23 protein-coding genes and 2 pseudogenes are annotated in these 24,200 nt (G+C 70.3%); 13 read left to right on the forward strand and 12 right to left on the reverse strand.

Annotated elements, in window-relative coordinates; genetic code table 11:
- Nucleotides 1-166: 166 nt before the first annotated feature.
- On the forward strand, nt 167-1,606 hold the full coding sequence (gene gndA / locus OG385_RS00560; protein ID WP_266850769.1) for an NADP-dependent phosphogluconate dehydrogenase: 1,440 nt from the start codon (nt 167-169) through the stop codon (nt 1,604-1,606).
- A 557-nt stretch (nt 1,607-2,163) separates the two neighbouring features.
- Here the strand turns inward: gndA and OG385_RS00565 are convergent.
- From OG385_RS00565 to OG385_RS00575, 3 genes are all read right to left on the reverse strand, one after another.
- Entirely contained in the window at nt 2,164-2,781 is a 618-nt protein-coding gene (locus OG385_RS00565; protein ID WP_266850771.1) for an aspartate/glutamate racemase family protein, read from the reverse strand.
- Nucleotides 2,782-2,881: 100 nt separating this feature from the next.
- Nucleotides 2,882-3,313 (reverse strand): aspartate 1-decarboxylase, encoded by a 432-nt coding sequence (gene panD / locus OG385_RS00570; RefSeq protein ID WP_266850773.1) that lies wholly within the window; start codon nt 3,311-3,313, stop codon nt 2,882-2,884.
- Nucleotides 3,314-3,450: 137 nt separating this feature from the next.
- Nucleotides 3,451-4,722: an MFS transporter gene (locus OG385_RS00575; RefSeq protein ID WP_266850774.1), complete on the reverse strand. Its 1,272-nt coding sequence runs from the start codon at nt 4,720-4,722 to the stop codon at nt 3,451-3,453.
- A gap of 269 nt (nt 4,723-4,991) precedes the next feature.
- Between OG385_RS00575 and OG385_RS00580 the strand changes: the two genes are divergently transcribed.
- Nucleotides 4,992-6,197, forward strand: a complete 1,206-nt coding sequence (locus OG385_RS00580) for a CdaR family transcriptional regulator (RefSeq protein ID WP_266850776.1) — start codon at nt 4,992-4,994, stop codon at nt 6,195-6,197.
- Here OG385_RS00580 and OG385_RS00585 read toward each other — a convergent pair.
- Nucleotides 6,187-8,070 (reverse strand): alkyl/aryl-sulfatase, encoded by a 1,884-nt coding sequence (locus OG385_RS00585; RefSeq protein ID WP_266860531.1) that lies wholly within the window; start codon nt 8,068-8,070, stop codon nt 6,187-6,189. The genes OG385_RS00580 and OG385_RS00585 overlap by 11 nt on opposite strands.
- Nucleotides 8,071-8,162: 92 nt before the next feature.
- On the opposite strand from OG385_RS00585, the pseudogene OG385_RS00590 reads away from it, so the two are divergent.
- The 4 genes and pseudogenes from OG385_RS00590 to OG385_RS00605 all read left to right on the forward strand — a co-directional run.
- A pseudogene (locus OG385_RS00590) lies at nt 8,163-8,546 on the forward strand (SDR family NAD(P)-dependent oxidoreductase); the annotation flags it as partial.
- A gap of 99 nt (nt 8,547-8,645) precedes the next feature.
- Nucleotides 8,646-8,771, forward strand: a pseudogene (locus OG385_RS00595) (IS5/IS1182 family transposase); the annotation flags it as partial.
- 84 nt (nt 8,772-8,855) lie between these two features.
- Nucleotides 8,856-9,596: a class I SAM-dependent methyltransferase gene (locus OG385_RS00600; protein WP_266850778.1), complete on the forward strand. Its 741-nt coding sequence runs from the start codon at nt 8,856-8,858 to the stop codon at nt 9,594-9,596.
- A gap of 610 nt (nt 9,597-10,206) precedes the next feature.
- Nucleotides 10,207-10,824, forward strand: a complete 618-nt coding sequence (locus OG385_RS00605) for a transglycosylase SLT domain-containing protein (protein ID WP_266850780.1) — start codon at nt 10,207-10,209, stop codon at nt 10,822-10,824.
- 261 nt (nt 10,825-11,085) lie between these two features.
- On the opposite strand, the gene OG385_RS00610 is transcribed toward OG385_RS00605, so the two are convergent.
- The 5 genes from OG385_RS00610 to OG385_RS00630 all read right to left on the reverse strand — a co-directional run bounded on the left by OG385_RS00610 (nt 11,086) and on the right by OG385_RS00630 (nt 15,292).
- Nucleotides 11,086-11,508, reverse strand: a complete 423-nt coding sequence (locus OG385_RS00610; protein WP_266850782.1) for a hypothetical protein — start codon at nt 11,506-11,508, stop codon at nt 11,086-11,088.
- A 170-nt stretch (nt 11,509-11,678) separates the two neighbouring features.
- Nucleotides 11,679-12,572 carry an NAD-dependent protein deacetylase gene (locus OG385_RS00615; protein ID WP_266850784.1) on the reverse strand — a complete coding sequence of 298 codons (894 nt, stop codon included), beginning with the start codon at nt 12,570-12,572 and terminating at the stop codon, nt 11,679-11,681.
- A 138-nt stretch (nt 12,573-12,710) separates the two neighbouring features.
- Nucleotides 12,711-13,406 (reverse strand): N-acetylmannosamine-6-phosphate 2-epimerase, encoded by a 696-nt coding sequence (locus OG385_RS00620; protein ID WP_266860533.1) that lies wholly within the window; start codon nt 13,404-13,406, stop codon nt 12,711-12,713.
- A gap of 186 nt (nt 13,407-13,592) precedes the next feature.
- Nucleotides 13,593-14,585: an ROK family protein gene (locus OG385_RS00625; protein WP_266850786.1), complete on the reverse strand. Its 993-nt coding sequence runs from the start codon at nt 14,583-14,585 to the stop codon at nt 13,593-13,595.
- The gene (locus OG385_RS00630; RefSeq protein WP_266850788.1) at nt 14,582-15,292 is read right to left on the reverse strand and encodes a GntR family transcriptional regulator; all 711 of its coding nucleotides are present in this window, start codon (nt 15,290-15,292) and stop codon (nt 14,582-14,584) included. Before OG385_RS00630 ends, OG385_RS00625 begins: the two co-directional genes overlap by 4 nt.
- 244 nt (nt 15,293-15,536) lie before the next feature.
- On the opposite strand from OG385_RS00630, the gene OG385_RS00635 reads away from it, so the two are divergent.
- Nucleotides 15,537-16,934, forward strand: a complete 1,398-nt coding sequence (locus OG385_RS00635; protein ID WP_266850790.1) for a sugar porter family MFS transporter — start codon at nt 15,537-15,539, stop codon at nt 16,932-16,934.
- Between the two features lie 137 nt (nt 16,935-17,071).
- On the opposite strand, the gene OG385_RS00640 is transcribed toward OG385_RS00635, so the two are convergent.
- On the reverse strand, nt 17,072-18,049 hold the full coding sequence (locus OG385_RS00640; RefSeq protein ID WP_266850792.1) for a TIGR03557 family F420-dependent LLM class oxidoreductase: 978 nt from the start codon (nt 18,047-18,049) through the stop codon (nt 17,072-17,074).
- Between the two features lie 200 nt (nt 18,050-18,249).
- On the opposite strand from OG385_RS00640, the gene OG385_RS00645 reads away from it, so the two are divergent.
- The 3 genes from OG385_RS00645 (at nt 18,250) to OG385_RS00655 (ending at nt 21,836) form a co-directional block, all read left to right on the forward strand.
- Complete coding sequence (locus tag OG385_RS00645; RefSeq protein ID WP_266850794.1) at nt 18,250-18,624, forward strand: VOC family protein; 375 nt, start codon at nt 18,250-18,252, stop codon at nt 18,622-18,624.
- Between the two features lie 412 nt (nt 18,625-19,036).
- Entirely contained in the window at nt 19,037-20,491 is a 1,455-nt protein-coding gene (locus OG385_RS00650; protein ID WP_266850796.1) for an MFS transporter, read from the forward strand.
- Nucleotides 20,492-20,666: 175 nt separating this feature from the next.
- Entirely contained in the window at nt 20,667-21,836 is a 1,170-nt protein-coding gene (locus OG385_RS00655; protein WP_266850798.1) for an epoxide hydrolase family protein, read from the forward strand.
- 78 nt (nt 21,837-21,914) lie between these two features.
- Here OG385_RS00655 and OG385_RS00660 read toward each other — a convergent pair whose 3' ends face one another.
- Nucleotides 21,915-22,106, reverse strand: coding sequence for a DUF6381 family protein (locus OG385_RS00660; RefSeq protein ID WP_266850800.1), 192 nt, complete (start codon nt 22,104-22,106; stop codon nt 21,915-21,917).
- Nucleotides 22,107-22,367: 261 nt separating this feature from the next.
- Here OG385_RS00660 and OG385_RS00665 point away from each other — a divergent pair, with 261 nt between their 5' ends.
- The 3 genes from OG385_RS00665 (at nt 22,368) to OG385_RS00675 (ending at nt 23,366) form a co-directional block, all read left to right on the forward strand.
- Nucleotides 22,368-22,607, forward strand: a complete 240-nt coding sequence (locus tag OG385_RS00665) for a DUF6296 family protein (RefSeq protein ID WP_266850802.1) — start codon at nt 22,368-22,370, stop codon at nt 22,605-22,607.
- 72 nt (nt 22,608-22,679) lie between these two features.
- On the forward strand, nt 22,680-22,940 hold the full coding sequence (locus OG385_RS00670; protein WP_266850803.1) for a type B 50S ribosomal protein L31: 261 nt from the start codon (nt 22,680-22,682) through the stop codon (nt 22,938-22,940).
- Between the two features lie 63 nt (nt 22,941-23,003).
- Entirely contained in the window at nt 23,004-23,366 is a 363-nt protein-coding gene (locus tag OG385_RS00675; RefSeq protein ID WP_266850805.1) for a DUF488 domain-containing protein, read from the forward strand.
- A 131-nt stretch (nt 23,367-23,497) separates the two neighbouring features.
- Here OG385_RS00675 and OG385_RS00680 read toward each other — a convergent pair whose 3' ends face one another.
- Nucleotides 23,498-24,100, reverse strand: coding sequence for an MBL fold metallo-hydrolase (locus tag OG385_RS00680; protein WP_266850807.1), 603 nt, complete (start codon nt 24,098-24,100; stop codon nt 23,498-23,500).
- Nucleotides 24,101-24,200: the final 100 nt, after the last annotated feature.

The raw sequence follows: 24,200 nt of genomic DNA on the forward strand, positions 1-24,200 counted from the left end.
ACGGTGTGATGGCCCCCGTGGAGTGGGGCAGGCGTATCCCCGGAACGGCCGCGCTGACCAGTACGCCGCCCGGCCCACAGATCCCGACGGGATCGGGCTGCCGGACGTACGGTCCGGGTATACGCCCAGGCGTGGCATCCCCCCACGATTCCGAGGAGCACGGCCAATGAGTGGAACAGCCCAGATCGGCGTCACGGGACTCGCGGTGATGGGCCGCAATCTCGCCCGTAACTTCGCACGCAACGGATTCACCGTCGCGCTGCACAACCGCACGGCGGCCAGGACGCACGAGCTGGTGGAGGAGTTCGGCGAGGAGGGCGCCTTCGTGCCCGCGGAGAGCCCGGAGGCGTTCGTCGATGCTCTGGAGCGCCCGCGCCGGCTGGTGATCATGGTGAAGGCGGGTGACCCGACCGATGCCGTGATCCAGGAGTTCGCCCCGCTGCTGGAGAAGGGCGACGTCATCATCGACGGCGGCAACGCGCACTTCGAGGACACCAGGCGCCGCGAGAAGGAGCTGCGCGAGCGGGGCATCCACTTCGTCGGCACCGGGATCTCGGGCGGCGAGGAGGGCGCACTCAACGGACCGAGCATCATGCCGGGCGGCTCCGCCGAGTCGTACGAGTCGCTCGGGCCGATGCTGGAGAAGATCTCGGCGAAGGCCAAGGACGGGGCTCCGTGCGTCACTCATATCGGCCCTGACGGCGCCGGCCATTTCGTCAAAATGACTCATAACGGTATCGAGTACGCCGACATGCAGCTCATCGGCGAGGCCTACCAACTACTGCGGGACGTGGCCGGCTACTCCCCGGCGCAGATCGCGGACATCTTCCGCACCTGGAACACCGGGCGCCTGGACTCCTATCTGATCGAGATCACCGCAGAGGTGCTCTCGCACGTCGACGCGGCGACCGGCAAGCCCTTCGTGGACGTCGTGCTCGACCAGGCGGAGCAGAAGGGCACCGGCCGGTGGACCGTCCAGATCGCCCTCGACCTCGGCGTGCCCGTCTCCGGTATCGCGGAAGCGGTCTTCGCCCGCTCGGTCTCCGGCCACGCCGACCTGCGCGAAGCCTCCCGGCATCTCGCGGGTCCCACCGCCCGGCCCCTGAGCGAGGACGAAGCCGCGGCCTTCGCCGACAAGGTCGAACAGGCCCTGTACGCCTCGAAGATCGTCTCCTACACCCAGGGCTTCCACGAACTCTCCGCAGGCAGCCGGAAGTACGACTGGGACATCGACCTCGGCAGGATCGCCGCGATCTGGCGCGGCGGCTGCATCATCCGCGCCGCCTTCCTCGACCGGATCACCGGCGCCTACGAAGCCCAGCCCAAGCTACCGAGTCTTCTCGCCGACAAGGGCTTCGCCGACGAGATCGCCGCCGCACAGGACGACTGGCGCGCCGTCGCCGCCACCGCGGTCATCCAGGGCGTACCCACCCCCGGCTTCACCGCCGCCCTCGCCTACTACGACTCCCTGCGCGCCGAACGCCTCCCCGCAGCCCTCACCCAGGGCCAACGCGACTACTTCGGCGCCCACACCTACCGCCGTACCGACCGCGACGGCGTATTCCACACCCTCTGGGGCGCGGACAAAACCGAAATCGAAAGCTGATCCACCAGCAGCTCACCGCACCGGCCCGTGACACGGAAGGGCATACGCGAACGGAAGCAGTCGCCGCGGCCCCTGCTGTCGACTGCTGTCGACTGCTGTCGACGAGAAGTTCGCCGCAGACCGGCGGGCTCAGGACACCCTGGCGCGCGGTGGTTGTTGCCGCCGTGCGCCAGGTGTCCCCGTGCCGGCCTCCTCAGCGGTGCCCGCCTGCTACGACGCGCTGCGGTCCGACCGGCTGCCCGGTCAGCGGTGTGACACCGGGCCGGGCTGCGGCTCCGGCGTCGGGTCCGGGCCGGGACCGGGGCCAGGTCCGGGCGACGGTGTCGGCTCGGGGCCGGGCGACGGCGGTACGGGGTCGGGCAGCGGATCGGGCAGCGGCGGCGGCTCCGGGGCCGGACCGGGGCCCGGCGGCGGGGTCGGCGAGGGCGGCACAGGATCCGGACCGCCCGGATTCGGCGGGGCAGGGCGGGGATACGGATGCGTCACGGTGGACCTCCCACAGTACGGCTGCGTGTCCTGACCAATGTCTCCCGCTCCGCCTGCCCACGCGCGCCGGGTCAAACCAGTCCGGCCGCCGCCCGCAGCCCGGGAAGCGGGCTCGACAGCACCGGCACCGCAGTGCTCGTACGGGCGGCCGCGTCCGCCATGGAGACCTGGGCCAGCACGATCACGTCGACGCCCTGCACGGCGTCGGCGGTGCGCGCCACCATGTCCAGATGTCCGTCGCGGTCCCCCGCCTCGAACCGCTCCCAGGCGCCTTCCGCCAACAGGGGGAAGACATCGGCGTCCGGGTTCGCCTCGTGGAGCAGCGCGGTGGTCGGTGCCAGCGTGCTCTCCACCGTGGCGACGACGGCGATCCGCGGCCCGATGGCCACTGCGGAGGCAGCCATCGGCCGGTCCACGCGCAGGACCGGCACCCCGGTCGCGGCGGAGGCCGCCTCGGCTACCCCGCCGATGGTGGAGCAGGTGCAGAGAACGGCGCCGGCGCCCGAGGCCGCGGCTCCGGCCAGTACCCGCCGCACCTCGCCGTCCACCGATTCGGGACCCGACTCGCGTGCACCGGCCAGCAGGTTCTCGTGCACCAGGTGGCGCATCGGAAGCCCCGGGAGGTGCCGGTCCCGCAGCTCTTCGAAGACCGGGACATGAACGGGCGAGGTGTGCAGGAGCGTGAGCATGTCCGCGATGGTAACGACGCCCCCGCGCCGCGGCCGGAGCAGGTCGGGGGCCATCCGGCAGGATGCGTTCCCGTGCCGTCAGCCCCCGGCGCCCGGTGCGTCAGGCCCCGGCGGCCAGTGACCGGGCGTGCGGAGGACGCACCTGGTCGGTACCCGGTACGGGCGCGGACGCGTCGGCGCCGAGGGCGACGATCCGGTTGTCCGCGTCGACGTGCACGACGCTCGGCCGGAGGGTACGCGCCTCGGCGTCGTCGACCTGGGCGTAGCTGATGAGGATCACCAGGTCGCCGGGGTGCACGAGGTGGGCGGCGGCGCCGTTGATACCGATGACGCCCGAGCCGCGCTCGCCCTCGATGACATAGGTCTCCAGCCGGGCGCCGTTGTCGATGTCGACGATGTGCACGAGCTCGCCGGGCAGCAGGTCGGCGGCTTCCATCAGTGCGGCGTCAATGGTGACGGACCCGACATAGTGCAGGTCGGCCTGGGTCACGGTGGCACGGTGAATCTTGGATTTGAACATGGTGCGCATCATCGGGGCACTCCTGGTTCTAGGCTCCCTGCCTGCGCTTTTGCAGGTCAAGTGCTGGCTTGCCATCTTACAGCGAGTGGCATGTCCGGTCAGCTCCCACCAGGGTTCTGAGAACTGACGCCGATCGATCGCGGTGCCGATCAATTGCCGTGCCGGCCCATTGTTTTGGGGACCGGTTGCTGACCAGTTGCCGGCTTTTCCGACACCCTTTGTGCGTCCCGCTCAGGGCGCAGCCATACCGCGGCCAGCAGGCCGGTGAGCCCGACCAGTGCCGCGGTGAGCAGGAAGGCGGTGCGGTATCCGGCGGTGACCGATACCGCGCTGTCGACGACGTGGCCGACGATCCAGGGCGACAGCACTCCCGCCAGGGCGTAGACGAAGGCAAGCGCGCCGAGGACCGCGCCGCGCTGGGACGGGGGTGTGATGCGTGCGCAGGCGGTCTGCGCGACGGTCATGATGACGTTGGCCAGCGCCATCGGGCCGAGCATGAGCAGCACCTTGACCCAGGTGGTGTCGGTGATCGCGAACAGGGTGATGGCGCCGGCCGCGAGGCACATCGCCACGCCTGCGCCCGATCCGCGCGGCGGCGTCGTGCGGCGGCGGGCCAGGAGGCCGTGGGCGACCAGGACGACGCCGTTCGCGAGGGCGGCGACGGTCACCAGGGTCCCTGCCCGGTGCAGACTCAGTCCGCAGACCGCTTCCAGATAGTCCGGCATCCAGGTCAGGTTGGTGCTCAGCATCCAGTACGCGGCGAACGACCCGAGTGCGGCGGTGAGCCAGGTCCCGGACAGCAGGATGCGGCGGTACGGCACGGTGTCCTGGCCGATGACACGGTCCGCGGAGGTTTCCGGGGCATACGGTCCTTCGGCGCCGCGCAGGGCCCAGTAGCCGGCCCATGCCAGTCCGGCCACACCGACCGCGCCGAACGCCCAGCGCCAGCCGAAGCGGTCGATGACGAACGTCAGGGTGGGCGCGGCCACCGCGACGCCGGCTGCGGCGCCGGTCAGCAGCACTGCGGTGGGCAGGGTGCGCTCACGCTGGTCGAACCAGCCGTGCAGGTGGTGCGTGGCGACGGGAGCGGCGGGCCCTTCGGCGGCGCCGAGCAGAACGCGGGTGACCAGGAGGACGCCGAAACCGGCCCCCTGCCACAGCAGCGGCAGTTGCGCGGCCGACCACAGCAGGGCCGTGGCGAGCAGCAGAACCGTCGTACGCACTGTGCGCGTCAAGTACGACACCGCGAGCGCCGAGAGGCTGAACAGCGCGAAGAAGGCGGCCGAAGCCGTGCCGAACTGCTCCCGCGTCAGACCGAGATCGTCCATGATCGGCCGGGCTGCCAGGCCCATCACGGTCTTGTCCGCGAAGTTGACCAGCATGAACGCCAGCAGCGCCCAGGTGGTCCGCCAACCGGTCATGCCGCGGCGGCGCTGCTCAGCTTGTGAACCCGGAGTCCGTGAACGCCATGCCCATGAACGCTCAGTCCGTGAACGCTGATTCATTCTGCCTGCCTGTGCTGCGTCATGAAGAACCGGTTCCTGGGTGAGGGGCCGCGGGTGCCTGCGGACGGTGTCGATCCTGCGGGTGGGACAGGGCGCCACTCCATCCGCTTGCGTCACAGTGATGGCGGCTGGCTACTGTGACGGATCACAGTGGTGCGGGGTGGAGCGAGGTGAGGTGGCCGACCGTGACGTACGTAGAGGAGCCGGAGGGGTCTGTGCCCGGTCTGTCCGCAGGGGCACGGAAGCTGGCCGCGCGGTGCGAACCGCAGGTGAACGAACTGGCCCGTCGTATGGCCCGCGGGGCCTTCGAGAACCTGGGCGGCTACGCCGAACTGCCTGCCGATGTGAAGGACGTGGAGATCGCCGCGACGGCACGCCACGCCATGCGGCTCTTCCTGCGCAGCGCGGTCCGTGGCCCGCGCCCGTCGGACGACGGGCTGGAGACCTTCCAGACACGGGCGGCCCAGCGGGCCGAGGAGGGAATGCCGCTGCAGCTGTTGCTGCGGACGTACTGCATGGGCACCCGTGAGCTGTGGCGGGAGTTGCGGAAACTGTCAGAACCCGGAGAGGAGGGCGCGCTGGTCGAGCTGGGCGACGCCCTGTTCGCCGTCCAGGACCGGGTGGTGGGCGCGGTCACCGAGAGCTATCTCGACGAGCAGTCCGCGCTGGCCGCCGAACAGCGGGAGCGGCGCCGGTCGTTGGCGCAGGCACTGCTGGACGGCACCGCACACCCGGAGCGTTCCCTCGCGGACGGGCCCGCCCTTGTGGTGTTCATGCAACTGAGCGGCGGGTCCGGGGGACCCGGCGGGCGTTCACCCGTCACCGTACGGCGGCTGGTGCGGCGCATTCAGGCCGCGCTGGACCGCGCTTTCGGCACCGAGGCGCTCACCCTGCTCGACGGCGCCGGCGGACACGCCATCGCCCCCGGGTGCACCGCGGTCCCGGACCAACTCCCCGAACTGCTGCGCGAGATCGCGGGACCGGACACCCGGCTGGGCGCGTGCGCGGTGACCGAGGCGGGCGACATCCCGCGTGCCGCTCACATGGTCGGCGAAGTCGTCCGTATCGCCCAGGCCTGCGGCCGGCCGCCCGGGCTGCATCTGCTCGACGACGTACTCCTGGAGTACCACCTCTCACGGCCCAATGAGGGCAGTGATCGCATCGCCGCTCTGCTGGCGCCGCTCGCCGGCCGGCCCGAGCTCGTCGAGACGCTCCGGACCCACCTGGCACAGCGTCAGGACCGCCGGGTCACGGCCCGCCTCCTCAACCTGCATCCCAACTCCGTGGACAACCGCCTCACCCGGATCATGGAGCTGACCGGCCTCGACCTGGGCGCGCCGCGGGACGCCGCGCTCGCCCTGGCCGCCCTGGCACTGGGCGCTACGGCGTGACGATGGCGAAGTCCGGGTCCGGCCGGTCCAGCAGACCGGCGAAAGTGATCAACGCCTGGACGTCACCGTCGATGGCCACGCTGCCGCCCGCCATCTCGTCGGCGAAGGTCGAGACGCCGCCGAGGATCGCGTTGAGGGTGGTGCGGGCCAGGCGGAGGGTGGCCAGGGGCTCTTCGCCGCGCGGGGCGTCCCCCGGCATCGAGGTGAGCGCTCCGTTGGAGACCAGTAGCGACCAGGTCTCACCGGTGTCGGTGAACTCCCAGCGCAGCAGCAGCCGTCCGGCCTCGGCGGCGCGCGGTCCGTTGATCCGTACGGCCATGGACTGGAAGACCTGCTCGGCGGTGAGCGCGGCCAGGATGTCCGGTGCGCTGCGGGTGGGGGTGCCCAGAATGCCGTCGCGCAGCTCGGCCGCTCCCATGAGGTAGAAGTTGCGCCACGGCCCGCACTCGGCCCCCTGGCCGAGCCGCTCGAACGTCTCGGCCTGTAGCGCACGGGCTTCGGAGTGGTCCGGCTCGGCGAACAGCACATGGCTCAGCACCTCTGCCACCCACCGCAGATCCCCCGCCTCGTACGACGTCCTGGCTTTGGCGACCACGGTGTCCGCGCCGCCCATGAACTCCACGTACCGCAGCGCCGCTTCGACGGGCGGATGCTGCCACAAGTGGGCCGGGTTGCCGTCGAACCACCCCATGTACCGCTGGTAGACCGCCTTCGCGTTGTGGCTCAGCGAGCCGTAGTAGCCGCGCGCGTGCCAGGCCCGGTCGAGACCTGGCGGGAAGCGCAGCTCCTCGGCGATCTCCGCGCCCGTGTACCCGGCGTTGATCAGGCGAACGGACTGATCGTGCAGATACGCGTACGCGTCGCGCTGCTCCTCCAGGAACCGCACGGCGCGCTCCCGGCCCCAGGTGGGCCAGTGGTGGGAGGCGAAGACGACGTCGGTGGAATCGGCGAAGAGCCGGAGCGTCTGCGTCAGATAGCGGGCCCAGGCACTGGGGTCCCGTACGAGTGCACCGCGCAGGGTCAGGACGTTGTGCAGGGTGTGGCAGGCGTTCTCGGCCACACACAGGACCCGCAGGTCGGGGAAGTGGAAGTTCATCTCGGCCGGGGCCTCGGTACCGGGCGTGAGCTGGAAGACCATCCGGACGCCGTCGACCGTCTCGGTCTGTCCCGTGTGGGTGATGTCGAGCGTCGGAGCGATCAGGCCGACTGTGCCGGTCGATGTCGTCTGGCCGAGGCCACAGCCGATCTGCCCGGCCGGTCCCTTGGGCAGGGAAGCGCCGTACATATACCCCGCGCGGCGGGCCATCGCGGTACCGGTGAAGACGTTCTCGCTGGCGGCGTGCTCCATGAACCCGGACGGCGCGATGATCTGCACGCGCCCCGCAGCCACGTCGCCGGGGTCGGTAACGCCACGTACACCACCGAAGTGGTCGACATGCGAGTGCGTGTAGAGCACGGCGGTCACGGGCCGCTCGCCCCGGTGTTCGCGGTACAGCGCGAGGGCAGCGGCCGCGACCTCCGCGCTGATCAGCGGGTCGATGACGATGACGCCGCGTCCGCCCTCGACGAAGGTGATGTTCGACAGGTCCAGGCCGCGCACCTGATAAATGCCGGGCACGACCTCGTACAAGCCCTGCCGCGCCACGAGCCTGCTCTGCCGCCACAGCGACGGGTGCGCGGAGGGCGGGCATTCGCCGTCCAGGAAGCCGTACGCGTCCGCGTCCCAGACCACCCGGCCCGCGTCGTCCCGCACCACGCCCGGCTCCAGGCGCGCGACGAACCCACGGTCCGCGTCCACGGCGTCCTGGCTGCCGCTGGTGTCGTCCTGGGCCTTGTCACCGTCGGCGCTGTCCTGAGGGTCCCGCTCAGTCATGGTCATGCCTGCGATCGTCACACCTCCCGCCCACGCCACGCCTGATGACAGGACACACCCCGAACGATGATCCGTCACACCCCTCACGTGCCGGGATCATCCGCGTCACCAACGCGATGATGCCGCTGCTGCGCCGCTCTGCCTCACCACGGATCGTGAACATGCCCAGCAGTGCCGGCTCCCTCACCCGGCAGTCGGGAACCGCTGCCGAGCAGACGACGGGTCCGGTGGCCGTGGCGTACACGCCGTCGAAGACGTTTCTGAACGCTGTCACCCTCCAGTACGCCCGGGAGCTGAACGGCACGAACATCCTGACCAACGCCGGCTGCCCCGGCTACGTCGCGACCGACCTCAACGGCTTCCGCGGTGTGCGTACCCCCGAACAGGGCGCGGCGATCGCCACCAAACTCGCGCCCCTGCCCGACGGCGGCCCGACCGGCAAGTTCTTCGAGGACGCCGGCGTAGTGCCCTGGTGATGTGCACGGCAGTCACCAGCCGCCGGATGAGGTGACTTCGCCCGCGCGTCTCGAACAGGTTCATCGACACCGGTTCCCACATGCCAACTGGGCACTCGCATGGGGCGGGGTGATCTGACGAATGCCGAGCGGGTCCGGCTGAAGCCGCACGTGCAGGCTTCGGGACAGCGCGGCGGACGTTGGAGCGATCATCGCAAGGTGATCAACGGGATCGTGTTCCGGGCGTGAACCGGTGCACCGTCACGGGCGCAGCACAGCCGCAGCCCAATCGTGTTGACCGCCCCCGGCAGGCAGTGCTTGAGTCGGCGCGTGGACAGCATTTCTGCCAACAGGCGGTTCTGGAACCAGCTCAGCAGCGCCTACCAGCACAAGCACGACCCGCAGATCGGCGCAACGCCCCGGCTGTGGGGCACATACGCCATCCCCGACGCGCACCTGCGCGCCCTGGGCGACGTCACCGGCAAGCGCGTCCTCGAACTGGGCTGCGGCGCCGGCCAGTGGTCCAGGGCGCTCGCCGCTGAGGGCGCCACCGTGGTCGGGCTCGACCTGTCCGAAGCCCAACTCGCCGCGGCAGCCGGCGCGATGGGAGCGGCCCGCTACCCGCTGGTGCAAGGGGCCGCCGAACACCTCCCGTTCGCCGCCGACAGCTTCGACCTGGTGTTCTGTGACTACGGCGGGCTCAGCTGGGCGCCGCCGCACCTGGCCGTCCCGCAGGCCGCACGCATCCTGCGCCGCGGTGGGCGCCTGGTGTTCAACGTCGCCAGCCCATGGTTCGAAGCCTGCTACGACGAAGCCGCCAGCCGCGTAACCACGACGCTGAACCAGGACTACTTCGGGCTGGACACCATCGCCGAAGACCAGGACGCGGTCAGCTATCAGCTCACCTACGGCGACTGGATCAGGGTCCTGCGCGGCGCAGGTCTCGTCATCGACGACCTCATCGAGCCCCGGCCCGAACCCGGAACAGCCAACGGCTACAACCAAACCGACCCGCCCGACTGGGCACACCACTGGCCGGCAGAAAGCCTCTGGGTCACCCACAAACCGTAAGCACCGCCGCACCGGGACGTGCAGGTATCCCCTCCCCCGGTGCGCTGTCGGTACAGGATCCCGTTGACGATCCTGCGCTGACTGGCCCACCGGCCGCCGCGCAGCCCTCGCAGCCCTCGCAGCCCTCGCAGCCCTCGCAGCCCTCGCAAGTCTGTGGCCCGCGGCGCGCCGAGTGTGCCGTCTTGGACCCACCCACGGGTGTTGGCGTGAACCTCAAGTGGGTGGGTTTTGCTGTGTACGGGTGGTGACACGGAGTGGTAATTCGGGGTGTCGGGACCGGTGATGTGTGAGCCCGGGCATAGGGCCCGCGTCACACAGGACGACACCTAGTAGATGCACGGCGGACCTTTCCCGCTCATTGCGGGCCCCACCCCACCCCTGTCCGGTTTGTCGCTATCTGGGGTAGTAGGTCACACAATTGCCAACGCCCAGGGCGGTCTCGCAAGGTGTTGGACGTACCGGGGAGCCGAGCGCCGGACCGGGCGAACACACCGCCCGCCATCCAGACACCGGCCCCACGACACGCACCACGGCCCCCACCGGCCCACCCGTGTCGCCGACCCCCCAGTCGGCCTCCCCAAACGACGTCCCCGAATGGAGAGGTACACCCATGACTGCCACCACCCGCCACACCCTGAACCTCCGCAAGACCACCATCACCACCATCGCCACCGCAGCAGCCGCCGCCTGCGCCCTGACCCTGGCCCCGCACGCCCACGCCGCCGAGCACACCCCCACCACACCCGCCACGGCCACCGCCGTCACCGCCGCCCAGATCACCAAGCAGGCCGACCACGCAGCCAAGGCCGCCCACGCCAAGCAGGCCGCCCACCACGCCGCGGCGAAGAAGGCCCCGACGGCCAAGCACGCCGACGCCGTCACCGCGATCGTCCACAGCACGAAGTACAGCAACAACCTCGACGGCTGGATCAAGGAATCACTGGCCATCATGAAGGCCAAGCACATACCCGGCAGCTACGAAGGCCTGCACCGCAACATCATGCGCGAGTCCAGCGGCAACCCCCACGCCCAGAACAACTGGGACGTCAACGCCCAGAACGGCATCCCCTCCAAGGGACTCCTCCAGGTCATCCAGCCCACCTTCGACACCTACCACGTCAAGGGCACCAAGAACAGCCTCACCGACCCCGTCGCCAACATCGTCGCCGCAGCCAACTACGCCGCCGACAAATACGGCTCGATGGACAACGTCAACTCCGCCTACTGACCAAGCGGAACCCCCACACCCCACGACCACCTGAGTCCGTGGGACGGCCAACCCCCAAAAGGGGACGGCAGGACTCAGGTCCAGGCGAGGGCTGGAACAGGTTCATGAGTGAACCCGTCCCAGCCCTCGTCCTCATTCCCCGCCACCGCACCCCCCGCACCGGCACCCCCCGCACCGGCACCCGCCGTCCCCCGCGAACCGGTCAGTGCCCCCGACAGCACGGTCGGGGGCACCGGTGCATCCGTGGCCGCGTTGCCGGAATCAGCGAACGCGCACCGTCACCACGTCAGAAGCGTGCAGACGCACGGCATGGTGGTCGTGCTTGCTGGTCAGGCCGTAGAGCACCGCACGGAATTCCAGGTTGCCGCGGCGCGCGGACGTGCCGTGTGCAGTGACCTGCGCATCGCCCTTGACCGCAGCGCTGCAGTTCTCCTGGTGCCACCCCTCGCCGAAGCCCTTCTCCTCCAGGCACAGCTGATGCAGATAGCCGGCGCTGTCGTCGCCACCGTGCGCCTTGATGGTGATGGTCTTGCCGACGTGTGCCGTGTGCGGCGCCGTGATGTCCACACTGCCCTTGGCGAACGCCGGCGCGGCGGCCAGCGCCACTGATGCCAGACCCAGTGCACTGATCACGGCCACACGGCCGCCCCGCGACTTCATCCCGGTCTTCTCCGTCCTGGTCATGGACTTTCCCTCCCGTGGATCTCCTCACCTGGTGAGACCCACCCCTTCGCGAAGGCGCTCGGTGCGCCTTGCTGACTACCCAGATGAGGGGGATGGCCAGCCCGTTGCGCCGTGCTCGGCTCCGTTACGGATTCACGACATATCCCCGCCAAGCGCACCGCGTGCCGGGATCAGGGACACGCCAGTGCCACGAGGGCGGTCAGTGCTTGGCCGAGTGGCAGATCCACACGGTGGGCCGCCCATCGGTCGCCGCGGGTCGGCCCCCTGTTGATGATCAGGACCGGCGTACCGGTCTGTGCCGCCCGGCGCACAAAACGCAGCCCCGACATCACCGTGAGGGAGGATCCGAGCACCAGAAGGGCGGCGGCCTCATCGACAAGGCGCCGGCACACCTCCACCCGCTCCGGCGGAACGTTCTCGCCGAAGAAGACGACGTCCGGCTTGAGCACGCCGGTGCCGCAGGCCGTACACGCCACCACCCGGAACTCGCGGACCGCTTCCTCGGGGAGGTCCACGTCGCCGTCCGGATTGACCCGTGCGGCCCGGTGGCGCTCGGCGGCCGCCTCGAACTGCGGGTTGGCCTCCCGCAGTTGCCGGTCGAGCTCCGGGCGGGTGCTGACGCGCCGGCAACCGAGGCAGACCACCCTGCTCAGGCTCCCGTGGAGCTCGATCACGTCCCGCAATCCGGCGGACTGCTGCAACCCGTCGACGTTCTGGGTGATCACCCCGGTGACGAGACCCGCTCCGGCCAGGGCGGTCACAGCTCCGTGACCGGTGTTGGGGTGGGCCCGGGTCATGGCCCGCCACCCCAGCTGACTGCGGGCCCAGTAGCGCTGCCGCGCCTGCTCGTCGCCGGTGAACTCCTGGTACGTCATGGGGGTGTGCCGCTGCAGAGAGCCGTGCTCCCCGCGGTAGTCCGGGATGCCCGACTCGGTGGACAGCCCCGCTCCGCTCAGCACGGCGACCTTGCCCCCGCGCACGGCCTCGGCCACCGCGCTCAGGTCGGTCGTGGCCGGGGGCAGTCCGACAGTCGGCTCCCAGGTCAGCGTGGGTCGCATCCGCATGCCTGCCAGCTTACGTACCGAGCGCGAGCCGGCGGGCGGGACCGGACCAGCCGGTCATCCGGAGGGCCGCTTCTCCCAGCCAGGGGAATCCACCGCAGAACTCCCCCGGAGCTACCTCAGAACTGCGTCAGAACTGCCTCACTGTGCTTGCGGCAGCGCGGCCGCGAACCGGCTCGCGATGGCGGCGGGTGCGGTGATCGCTCCGCCGACGACGACGGCCCAGGCCCCCGAGTCCATGGCCTCACGCGCTTCTTCCGGGGTGTGCAGACGTCCCTCGGCGAGGACCGGCACGTCGACACGGTCCGCCAGTTCGGCGATCAGCGCCAGGTCGGGACCTGACCGCTGCCGGCTGTAAGGGGTGTAACCGGAGAGAGTCGTGGAGATCAGATCCACGCCGAGCGCGGCGGCTGCCACACCCTCCTCGGCGGTGGACACGTCAGCCATCACCAGCCGGCCGAGCCGGTGCACCGCGTCGACGGTGTCGCGCAGGGGGCGGCCGTCCGGCCGGGGGCGGCCGGTGGCGTCGATCGCTACGATCTCGGCCCCTGCCTCGGCGACGGCTCGCGCGTGCGCCGCGGTCGGCGTGATGTACACGCCCTCAGCGCCGTCCTTCCACAAGCCGATGAGGGGCAGTGTGACGACGGCGCGTACCGCGCGGATGTCCTCCACACCCTGCACGCGGATCGCGGCGACGGGCGCACCGGCGGCGACGGACGCAGCGGCCGCCGCCATGTGCTCGGGGGCACGCAGCGGGTCTCCTGGGGGTGCCTGGCAGGAGACGATCAGTCGTCCGCGCAGCGCGTCGAGCAGTTGGCGGGCGTGCTCGGCGGACATCGTGGTCCGGCTGGGCCTGGTCCCGCTGTCGGAGGGGACGGACTTGGTCATACGTCGTTCCTTGGTCCTTTGGTGCGGCTGGTGCGGCTGGTGCGGGTGATGCGGGTGCTCTGGGTTCTCTGGGTTCTGGCTACTGGGCTCTGGTGGCTACTGCCGGTTTCCCCGGGCTATGCCGTGGGGGTGCCGTCAGGACGTGGCCGGGAGCGGCCGGCCGGCGGCGTCGCGGTCCTCCAGGAGGAGGGCCGCCGCGCCGACCACGGCGGCACGGGGGCCCAGCTTCGCCGGGACGGGGCACAGCCCGGAGGGACCGGGCAGGAGCTCCGCCACGAACGCCTCGGTCAGCGGTCGCCAGTACGCGTCTCCGATCGAGGCCACGCCGCCACCGATCACGACCCGCTCCGGGTCCATGGTGTTGACCAGGCCTGCCAGCGCGCGCCCCAGCGCCCCGGCCCCCTCGGCGAGGACCGCGCGGGCCGTGTCGCCGGCGGAACCGGAGTCCTTCCCGGCCAGGGCTGCGACCTGCCGGAGGCCCCGGCCGTCGTCATGTCCGGTCAGCTCACGGAAGCGTGCGGTCATGGCCGGGCCGGAGGCGACGGCTTCGAGATGTCCCGTACGGCCGCAGTTGCAGCCCAGCCCGGTCGCCTCGGGCACCGCGATATGGCCGAACTCACCGGCCGTCGAGTGGGCCCCGCGCAGCAATCGGCCGCCGGTGACCAGTCCGCCGCCGATGCCGGTGCCCACACTGACGTACAGCGCGGACCGGCAGCCCGCGCCGGCGCCGTAGGTCTGCTCGGCCAGGGCGAAGACATTGGCGTCGTTGTCGGCGGCCACGGGCAGTGCGAGCCGGGCGGTCAGCTCCTCGCTCAGGCGGGTGCCCGCCCATCCCGGAAGCAGGTCGTTGGCGGAGATGACGACTCCGCTGTCACGGTCGATGACACCTCCGGTGCCGATGCCAAGACCTTCGGCGAGGTGATGGCCGGGGAGTTCCCGGACCGCCGCCGCGATGGCGTCGAGCACCGCGGCCGGCCCCTGGGCCGCGGGGGTCGGCCGTACGACGGAGGTCAGCAGAGCGCCGTCGGCCGAGACGAGACCGGCGGCGGTCTTCGTTCCGCCGACATCGACACCGAGGAGGCAACGGGCTACGGATGTGGCCGCGGCGGGCCGGTGCGGAGGAGTCATGACTGTGTCCTGCGTACGGTGAAGCGGATGTCGTAGAGATCCGCCCGGTAGGTCGTCGTGGTCGCCTCGACAGGGGTCTCGCGGTGGTCCAGGCCGACGCGCTGGACCCGTAGCCCGGCACTGCCCAGCGGCACACCCAGGAGCGCCGATTCGGTGTCGTCCAGGTCAGCGGCGCGCACGATCTGCTGGGCCGAGCGGATGTCGAGCTGATAGCGCTCGCTCAGCAGGGTGTAGAGCGAGCCGGTCAGGTCCGCTTCGAGGAGCCCGGGCACCCGGTGCGCCGGGAGGTGGACGGTCTCCAGGCACATGGGCGAGCCGTCCGCGAGACGGAGCCGGGAGACCCGGACCACCTCCATGTCGGGTGTGGTGTCGAGCCGCTCGGCGATGTGCCGTCCGGCCCGTACCGTCTCGGCGGCCAGCAGCCGGGTGCCGGGTTCGAGGCCCCGTTCGCGCATGTCCTCGGAGAAGGAGGTGAGGGTGAGCGACTTGGAGACCACGGCGGGTGACACGAAGGTGCCGGCGCCCTGCACGCGGTAGACGTTCCCGGCGGCCTCCAGGGCGTCCATGGCCTGCCGGACGGTGTTGCGTGAGACACCGTGGCGGGCGGAGATCTCCCGCTCGGTCGGGAGCGGGGTGTGCGGCGGGGCCCCGGTGAATTCGGTCAGCAGAGCCAGCCGGAGCTCTTCGTGTTTGGCCTGTCTGGCCACGCGCACCACTCCCACATCCCAAGGGCACCCACAATAGGTACCAACCAATAAGGCAATTATTACGCCGGATCTTGCATATGACCAAGCCGAGTGCCAGATTGGTCCCATCCAATTTGGACAGTCGCGGTAGTGCTGCGCCCTCTACGCGGTCGGCGATGTTTGTGAACGTCTGTTTGTGAACGTCCCGGTCGCATGGCGCCCCACCCGGCCGTCCGTGTCTCCAGGTCTCGAAAGGACAAGCGCCATGGCGTCACCCGACACCACTGTGACGCAAGGGATCAGCGGCAGTCTTCGGCCGGTGATCGGCGTCGCCCTGGTCGCCGCTCTCGGCGGACTGCTGTTCGGCTACGACACCGGGGTCATCTCGGGAGCACTGCTCACGATCGAGTCGGACTTCCACCTCTCCTCGTTCAGCTCCGGTGTCGTGGTCAGCTCGATCCTGGTGGGCGCCATGATCGGCGCGGCGGTGGCGGGCAACCTCTCCGACCGCTACGGCCGCCGCCCCGTCCTGGTGGCAGCCGCGGCCATATTCACGGTCGGCGCCGCGATGGCGGCCTTCGCCCCCTCGGCGGCGATGCTCACAGCGGCGCGGGTCGTGCTCGGGCTGGGCATCGGCGTGGCCTCGAACCTGGTGCCGGTCTTCATCGCCGAGGCCGCCCCGCCCCTTTACCGGGGACGGCTGGTGGGTCTCAACCAGTTGATGATCACGCTGGGCATCGTCCTTGCGTACGCCGCCAACTACTCGCTGGAGAACGTCACCGACAGCTGGCGCTGGATGTTCGGCCTCGCCGCCGTGCCTGCTGTGCTCTTCGGCGTGGGCATGCTGTCGATGCCCGAGTCCCCGCGCTGGCTGGCCCTGCGCGGCCACACCGACCGCGCCCGGTCCGTCCTCACCCGCCTGCGGGGGCCGGGCGACCCGGCCGGGGTGGAAGCCGAACTGGCCGAGGCGATGGCCGGTGCGGGCAGGACAGAGGCCCGCACACCCCGTAAGGGCCGGTGGCGGGCGCTGACCGACCGCTCGGTGCGGCCGGTGATCATCGCCGGTGTGGGCCTCCAGATCCTCGGACAGGCTTCCGGCGTCAACACCGTCATCTACTACGCCCCGAAGATCTTCGAGAGCAGTGGACTCGGCTCCTCCTCGTCCATCCTCGCGACCGTGGGTGTCGGTGTGGTCAACCTCCTGATGACGCCGGTCGGCATGTTCGCCGTGGACCGCTTCGGCCGCAAGAAGCTGCTGGCCTCCGGCGCCGCCGTCATGACCCTCGCGCTGGCCGGTCTGGCGGTCACCCTCGCGGCCGGCGGCCGGGGCTCATCGGTTGCCTGGCTCGCGGTGCTGTTCGTGGTCGTGTTCGTCGCCGCCGTCGCCACGACGCTCAACGTGGTGGTCTTCATCATCCCCTCCGAGCTCTACCCGCTGCGCATCCGCGGGACGGCGATGAGCGCCACGATGTTCTCGAACTGGGCGATGAACTTCCTCGTCTCCCTCACCTTCCTCACCCTGCTCAACACCTTCGGCGGGGCGGGCACGTTCACCTTGTACGCGGTGGTGTGCGCGCTGCTGACCCTGTTCGCCCTCCGCTGCATCCCCGAAACCAAGGGCAAGAGCCTGGAGCAGATCGAGCAGGAACTGCTGCCGAAGTGACCGCGGATGCCCCTGCCCTGACCGGAATTCGCCCTTTCACCGGGCCCGCCCGTCCGGCGGGCCCGGTGACGGGGCGTTCCGGCTCGCCCCCCTCACCTGAGCGGCTGAGAGAGACGGCTCAGCCCCCAACGGGTGCCTCAGGAACCGGTGGTGGGCCTCAGGGCGCGCAGCTGCTGATCCAGTTCACTCCGGTAGAAGTCCATGAACCCGTCCGGGTCCGGCCCGGCGTTCTGTGTCACCAGCCGTTCGAAGCCCGCGTCCACGAAGGGCTGTGCCTTCTCCAGGAACCGCCCGGGGTCGGTGCCGCAGGCGAACGTGGACAGGATGTCCTCTTCACGCACGGTGGCGGTGGCGGCCTCGAAGTTCGCCGGGTTGGGCAGTTCGCTCATCACCTTCCACCCGGTCACCGCCCAACGCGAGGTCTCCAGGGCAGCCTTGGCGCCGATGTGCGGGTTGCGGGCCCAGGCCATTGGCACCTCGGCGTACCGCGGACCGTCGCCCCCCGCGCTGCGGTATGCCTCCACCGTCTCGCCCTTCGGCTCAGTGGCGAAGAGCCCGTCACCGAGTTCGGCGGCGATCCGGGCCGCAGCGGGGCCGCCGGCGGCCACCACGATGTCCGGGAGCTCCGGCGGGAGGTCGAAGACGCGGGCGTCGTCCAGTTTCAGGTGCCGGCCGTCGTACGAGCGGTAGCCGCCGCTCCACAGCAGCCTGATGATCTCCAGCGCCTCCCGCAGCCGTGCGTGCCGCTCGGACACGGAGTTGGGGAAGCCCTCTCCCGTGACGTGCTCGTTGAGCCGCTCCCCCGAGCCCACACCGAGCGTGAAACGGCCGTCGGACACCAGGGCGAGGGTCGCCGCCGCCTGGGCGACGACCGCCGGGTGGTAGCGGACCGTCGGGCAGGTCACTCCGGTTGCCAGACCGATGTGTTCGGTCGTGGCGGCGATCGTCCCGAGCACCGTCCAGGCGAACGGTGAGTGGCCCTGCACATCCAGCCAGGGGTGGTAGTGGTCGCTCATCTCCACGAAGTCGAAACCTGCCTGCTCCGCGAGCACGGCCTGCCGTACAAGTTCCTTGGGGCCGAAGGACTCCGCTGCGAGTTTGTAGCCGATCTGCACTTTTCACTCCTTGATCGGGCCGTCTTCTCCGGCGCCTCATGCAGGTGTGTACAGACGCCCGCTGTTCCCGGTCGGCCTTTCCGCCGTGCGGGCCGCTGCCCTTACCGCTCTTCCGCCGCAGCGGGCTGTTGGCTGAAGGTTTACGTTAAACGTAGCGGGAACTCGTTCTTCGTACAGATGTCGATATTCAGGAGGACGCGATGCCTGTCGCCACGTACAGTCTGGTGGCTCTGGACTGCTCCGAGCCGGAGTCGCTGGCCCGCTTCTACGCGGATGTGCTCGGCGGGAAGGTCGAGCAGTACGCGGAAAACTGGTACGACCTGTATGCCCCCGGTGGTGTACGGCTCGCTTTCCAGCGGGCTCCCGGATACCGCCCGCCCGACTGGCCGCAGGCCGGTGCCAACTCCCAGCAGGCACACCTGGATTTCGACGTCGACGATATCGAACAGGCCCAGGAGCAAGTGCTCGCGCTGGGCGCCACCCCCCTGGATCTGGATGACGCGGACGGCGAGCGCGGTTTCCGGGTCTACGCCGATCCGGCCGGGCACCCCTTCTGTCTCTGCCGCCGCCGGTAGCTCCCCGACGTGCTCCGGATGCGACGCCGGTGCACAAGGGTGAAGGATGGTGTGACGGGGTTCCCTCCGCGCTTCTCGGCCCGGGGGCGACTCTCCGGGTCAGCAGCCGGCCCAGCACTCGCGGACAACCGCGGATGTGCGATGGCAGCAAGGAAGTGGGTTCTCATGTCGGAGAGAAAAGGTGCAGGGGTCCAGGAAGAGCCGCAAGAAGAGCGCGGGGCGAAGGGGTCCCGCGACACGGGCTCGGACGAACCCTCCGGCGGACCGGCGGACAGGCCGGCCGGCACAGGGGACGAAAAGTCCGACACATCCATCAAGCCTCAGAAGTCCTCCCATCCGGACGCCCCCAACCTGCAGTCCGGCGGCGGCTGAGCGACCCCGGCCGTGAGGCCGACGGTGCAAAGGAACTTCTGTGGCTTCACAGCCCGTGAGCGATGCGGATCCCGGTCGGGGCGACAGATCCGGAGCCCCGGACCCGCGGCGTTGGACAGCGCTCGGTGTGTGCCTGATCGCCGGCTTCATGACGCTCCTGGACGTATCCATCGTCAACGTCGCGCTGCCCTCGATCCGCGAAGGACTGCACACCCCGGAATCCGATCTGCAATGGGTCCTGTCCGGGTACGCGCTCGCTTTCGGTCTGTTCCTCATCCCGGCGGGACGACTGGGTGACGCGAGAGGCCGCCGCGCGGTGTTCATGGTGGGCCTAGCTGTCTTCACCCTCGCGTCGGCGGCCTGTGGCGCGGCCCAGTCAAGTACGTGGCTGGTGATCGCACGGCTGATGCAGGGCGTGGCGGGCGGTCTGATCTCGCCGCAGATCTCCGCACTGATCCAGCAGATGTTCTCCGGCCGCGAACGCGGCAGGGCCTTCGGGATGTTCGGCACCGTGGTGGGCATCTCCACAGCCGTGGGACCGCTGTTGGGCGGCCTGCTGATCCAGGCGGCCGGTCCGGAGGAGGGCTGGCGGTGGGTCTTCTACGTGAACCTTCCGCTGGGCGCCATCTGCCTCCCGCTGGCCCGACGGCTCCTGCCCGACACCCCGACCGCCGGCCATGTGCGACTGCGCGACCTCGACCCCCTCGGTGTGTTTCTGCTCGGCGCCGGTGTGCTGGCGCTGCTCCTGCCCTTCGTTCAGGCCCAGCAGTGGCACGGCGAGCAGAAGTGGCTGCTGCTGCCGGCCGCGCTGCTGCTGCTCGGCGGTTTCACGTGGTGGGAGTCCCGCTGCTCCCGGCGTGGCATCCAGCCCGTACTGAACATGGAGCTCTTCCGTGTGCGTTCGTACTGGCTGGGGTGTCTGCTGATCCTGCTGTACTTCGCCGGTTTCACCTCCATCTTCTTCATCAGCACGCTCTATCTGCAGAGCGGGCTGCACTACAGCGCACTGCTCGCCGGGCTGGCCATCACCCCCTTCGCGCTCGGCTCGGGAGCCACGGCCGCCGTGGGGGGCCGGCTGGTGGGCCGTTTCGGCAGGCCGCTCATCGCCATCGGGCTGGCCATGGTGGCGGTCGGCCTTGGCGGCACAGCCCTGGCGGTACACATGGTGCCGGGCCACGGAGCGGGCTGGGCCATGGCGGCGCCACTGCTGCTGGCAGGCCTTGGGAGCGGCCTGGTCATCGCCCCCAACCAGACCTTGACACTGTCGGAGGTTCCGGTGGCGGTGGGTGGCAGCGCGGGCGGCACACTCCAGACCGGCCAGCGGGTGGGCTCGGCGGTCGGTATCGCCGCAGTGGGCTCTGTGTTCTTCGCCCAGGTGGCCGACGGCTGGCCGACCGCGTACGACCACGGCCTCATCGTGTCGGTCGCGTTCGTGGTCGCCGCGCTGATCGCGGCCCTGGCGGACATCGGCACGAACCGCCTCAAGCGGGAGTGACAGGGGGCTGCTGCCGCACTGCCGGCTGCCGGGGCCCCTCGCTGCATCGACGGGGGGAGGCGGCAATCCTCACCTGTTCTGCTGCCGGCCCGAGGCCGCCCCGGCCCCTCGCCTCGCCTCGCCTCGCACGGGATACCGCTCGAACTCCCCGTAGCACGCGCATAGGCTGAGCCCCATGCCTGACGCCGCGCCCCGCCCCGAGCCGTTCACCCGGCGGACCTCCCCCTCGGCTCTTGAGGACCTCCGGGCGCGGCTGCGCGCCACGCGCTGGCCGGATGCGCCCGAGGACGCCGGGTGGTCGCTCGGCACCGACCTCGGCTACCTCCGCGAGCTCGTGGCCTACTGGGCGGACGGGTTCGACTGGCCCGCGCAGGAGGCGGCGCTCGCCCGGCTGCCCCGTTTCCGGGTCCCGGTCGGCGGCCTCGGGATTCACTTCGTACACGCCCGGGCCGTCGCGCCTGCCGGGCCCGTCCTTCCGCTGGTCCTCTGCCACGGCTGGCCGGACTCGTTCTGGCGCTATGCGAAAGTCATCCCGCTGCTGACCGACCCCGGCGCACACGGGGGCGACCCCGCCGACGCGTTCGATGTGATCGTGCCCGACATGCCGGGCTACGGGTACTCCGACCGTCCCACCGGCCCACCCCTCGACGCTGTCGCCGTCGCCGGTCTGTGGGCCGAGCTCATGGGCACCCTCGGCTACGAGCGGTTCGGCGCGGCGGGCGGGGACGTCGGCAGCCATGTCAGCCGCTACCTCGCGCTCGACCACCCCGACCGGGTCGTGGCCGTCCACCGCACCGATGCGGGCCTGCCCGTCTTCACCGGCGACCCGGCGGACCTCGCACCCGAGGAACGGGCCTGGCTGGAGGGCACCGCGGCCTGGGGCGCGGTAGAGGGCGCCTATGCCGCCATGCACCGGACGAAGCCCCAGACCGCCGCTTTCGGGCTCACCGACTCACCGGCCGGTCTCGCCGCGTGGATCGTCGAGAAGCTCCGGGCCTGGAGCGACTGTGACGGCGACATCGAGCGGAGCTTCACCAAGGACGAGATCCTCACGAACGTCACGCTCTACTGGCTCACCGGGACCATCGGCTCATCAATGCGCATGTACAGCGCGAACGCAGCGATCCCGCCCGCGCAGCACGCCCGCCGGGTCGAGGTGCCGTCCGGCTTCTCGCTCTTCCGGGGCGATGTCGTCCGCCCGCCGCGGGCGTGGCTCGATCGCACGGCGAATGCCGTGCGCGTGACCGAACCCGAGCGCGGCGGGCACTTCGCGCCGTTCGAGGAGCCCGAGCTCTACGCGGAGGAGCTGCGGGCGTTCTTCCGCCCCTACCGGCCGGCGGGGTGAGGGTCCGTCACCTGCGTGCCCGGCCGGCAGCTCCCGCTCAGGCCCCGCCCGCCGTTCTGACGCGTCCGGATGAGGCCGTCACTCGGACGGATAGATGTCCCCGGCCGCCATGCCGCTCTCCTGCTCGCTCTGCCGGTCCAGCCTGCTCGCCTTGTCCTTCAGCCGGCGCCGCTCCTCCGGGTCGGTGGTCCGCTCGGCCGCCTGCTTCAGGTCCTGCGCCTTGGCGCGCATCTGCTGGATCCGCTTGCCGCTCTCGCCCACACCGCTCATCACAGCTCCTGGTGTTCTGGAAGGGGTCCCATCAGCGAACCAGGTACCGCTTCCTGTCGCATCCCAGACGGTCACGCACCGTATGTACGGCATTCGATCCACTCACTCTCCGTACTGCTCGGGTGCTCGTCGTGGCTCGGCATGCGCGTCCGGGCGAAACCCGGCATCGTGGTCCGGGTACGGGGCCGGTCGGCGTGCGCCGGTGCACGTGCTGGGGCGTACTCGGAAAAGCGCAGCTCAACCGGGAAGCGTGAGCCAACCATGAACACACCTGATTTTCCGGACAGCTACGAACTCGTCTTCGAGACGACGGGCGAAGGCAGCGACACCGTCCTCGTCCGGCGCACCACGATGACGGGCGCGAGCGGTGCCCCGGTCTACGCCGACGGAACGGGCATCGTGCGCGCGGAGATCAACCAGGGCGGCGAAGTGCGCATGCTGGCATCCGGAGGCCATCAGGCGCATGTGGCTCCGCTGGAAGTACACCCGCACAGATCCTGAGGCCGCCACCGCCCGGCGCTCACGGCGGCCGGGCCGAGCAGGTCCCCGCGAATCACCGGCAAGGAGCAGCAGATGAAAGAGGACAAGCACCCTTCATACGGGCCGGTCGTCTTCCGCGACCGTTCCGCCGGATATGCGTTTCTCACCAGCTCCACGGCAGGGAGCGACGAGACCATCGCCTGGGACGACGGGCAGACCTACCCGGTGATCGATGTCGAGATCTCCGCGGAGAGCCACCCCTTCTACACGGGTAAGGCCCGGGTGGTCGACTCGGAAGGGCAAGTCGCCAAGTTCGAGAAGCGGTTCGGCGACGGCGGGCAGCAGGGAAGCTAGGGCCGGGCGCCTTCCGTTCCCCCGGATGCGGCCCCGGATACCGGCAGGCAGGAGGCGGCGGCCATGACAGCCCGACCGAAGGTGCAAGTACGACGCGTGTACGAGGACCCGTCGGCCCGGGACGGGGCGCGGGTGCTGGTCGACGGCATCTGGCCCCGGGGCATCTCGAAGGAGAAGGCGGACCTGGACGAATGGTGCAAGGCCGTCGCGCCCTCGACGGACTTGCGCAAGTGGTACGCCCATGACCCCGACAGGTTCGAGGAGTTCGGACGGCGTTACCGGAGCGAGCTGGAGGAGACCGAGCGCGCCGAGGCGCTGTCCCATCTGCGCGACCTGGCGAAGGAGCGGAAGCTGACGCTTCTGACAGCGGCAAAGCGCTCCGACATCAGTCAGGCCACGGTCCTCGCCGACCTCTTGCAGCCCTAGCCTCTGGCAGCCGAAGCCTGTTGCGGACAGGGCCGGTCACAGCCATGGCCGGTTGCAGACAGGGGCCGTGGGATACACAGGGTGCCGTCGGCCGGAGCGCGAACGCGGTTCCCGCCCCGGCGTCCGCGACGTCAGGCGTGCGCGCCGGGGGCCAGCCAGCTGTAGCAGCCGCCCGCCTCCTCCTCCAGCCAGCCGTTCACACTGTGCAGACCCCGTTCGTTGATCTGCGCGTCGTGGATTCCGTACGCGCGCTCCGGTGCGACGGCGCGGACGAAGTCGATGGCCTCCGACGTACGCATCCACGAAGCCTGAAGCGGCACGAGAAGCGTCTCGACGGGCCGGTCGGGCACATGCAGCGAATCGCCGGGGTGGTAGACGCTGTTGTCGACGAGGTAAGCGAGGTTGGCGCAGTCCGGGAGCTGTCCGTAGATCCGGGCGTGCCGGCCGCCGTGCGCCGTGATGTGGAAGCCCGCCGCGGTGAACTCCTCGTCCGGGGAGACCTCGTTGACGTCGAGGCGCCCGCCGAAGTCCGCCCCCTTGGGTGCGTACACCGGCACGCCCAGGCCGCGGAGGCGCAGGATGTCCGCGTGGTCGACGTGTTCATGCGTCACCAGGACCGCGTCGGCGCCGTGCAGAGCCCGTGGCTCGCTCCAGATGCCCGGATCGATCACCAGAGTTCCGCCTCCGGGCTGCTCCATCCGGACACAGGAATGCGTGTATTTCGTCATGCGCATCTTGCGGATCATACGCCTGCAATTCGGCCAAGTCAGCTGTTGACGGGCGCCGGAGGCGGATAGGAGCCGGAGCCCGGCTGATTCCGCCCCGTGTCTTCCC

The organism is Streptomyces sp. NBC_01306 (assembly GCF_026340465.1).
Taxonomy (GTDB): Bacteria; Actinomycetota; Actinomycetes; order Streptomycetales; family Streptomycetaceae; genus Streptomyces.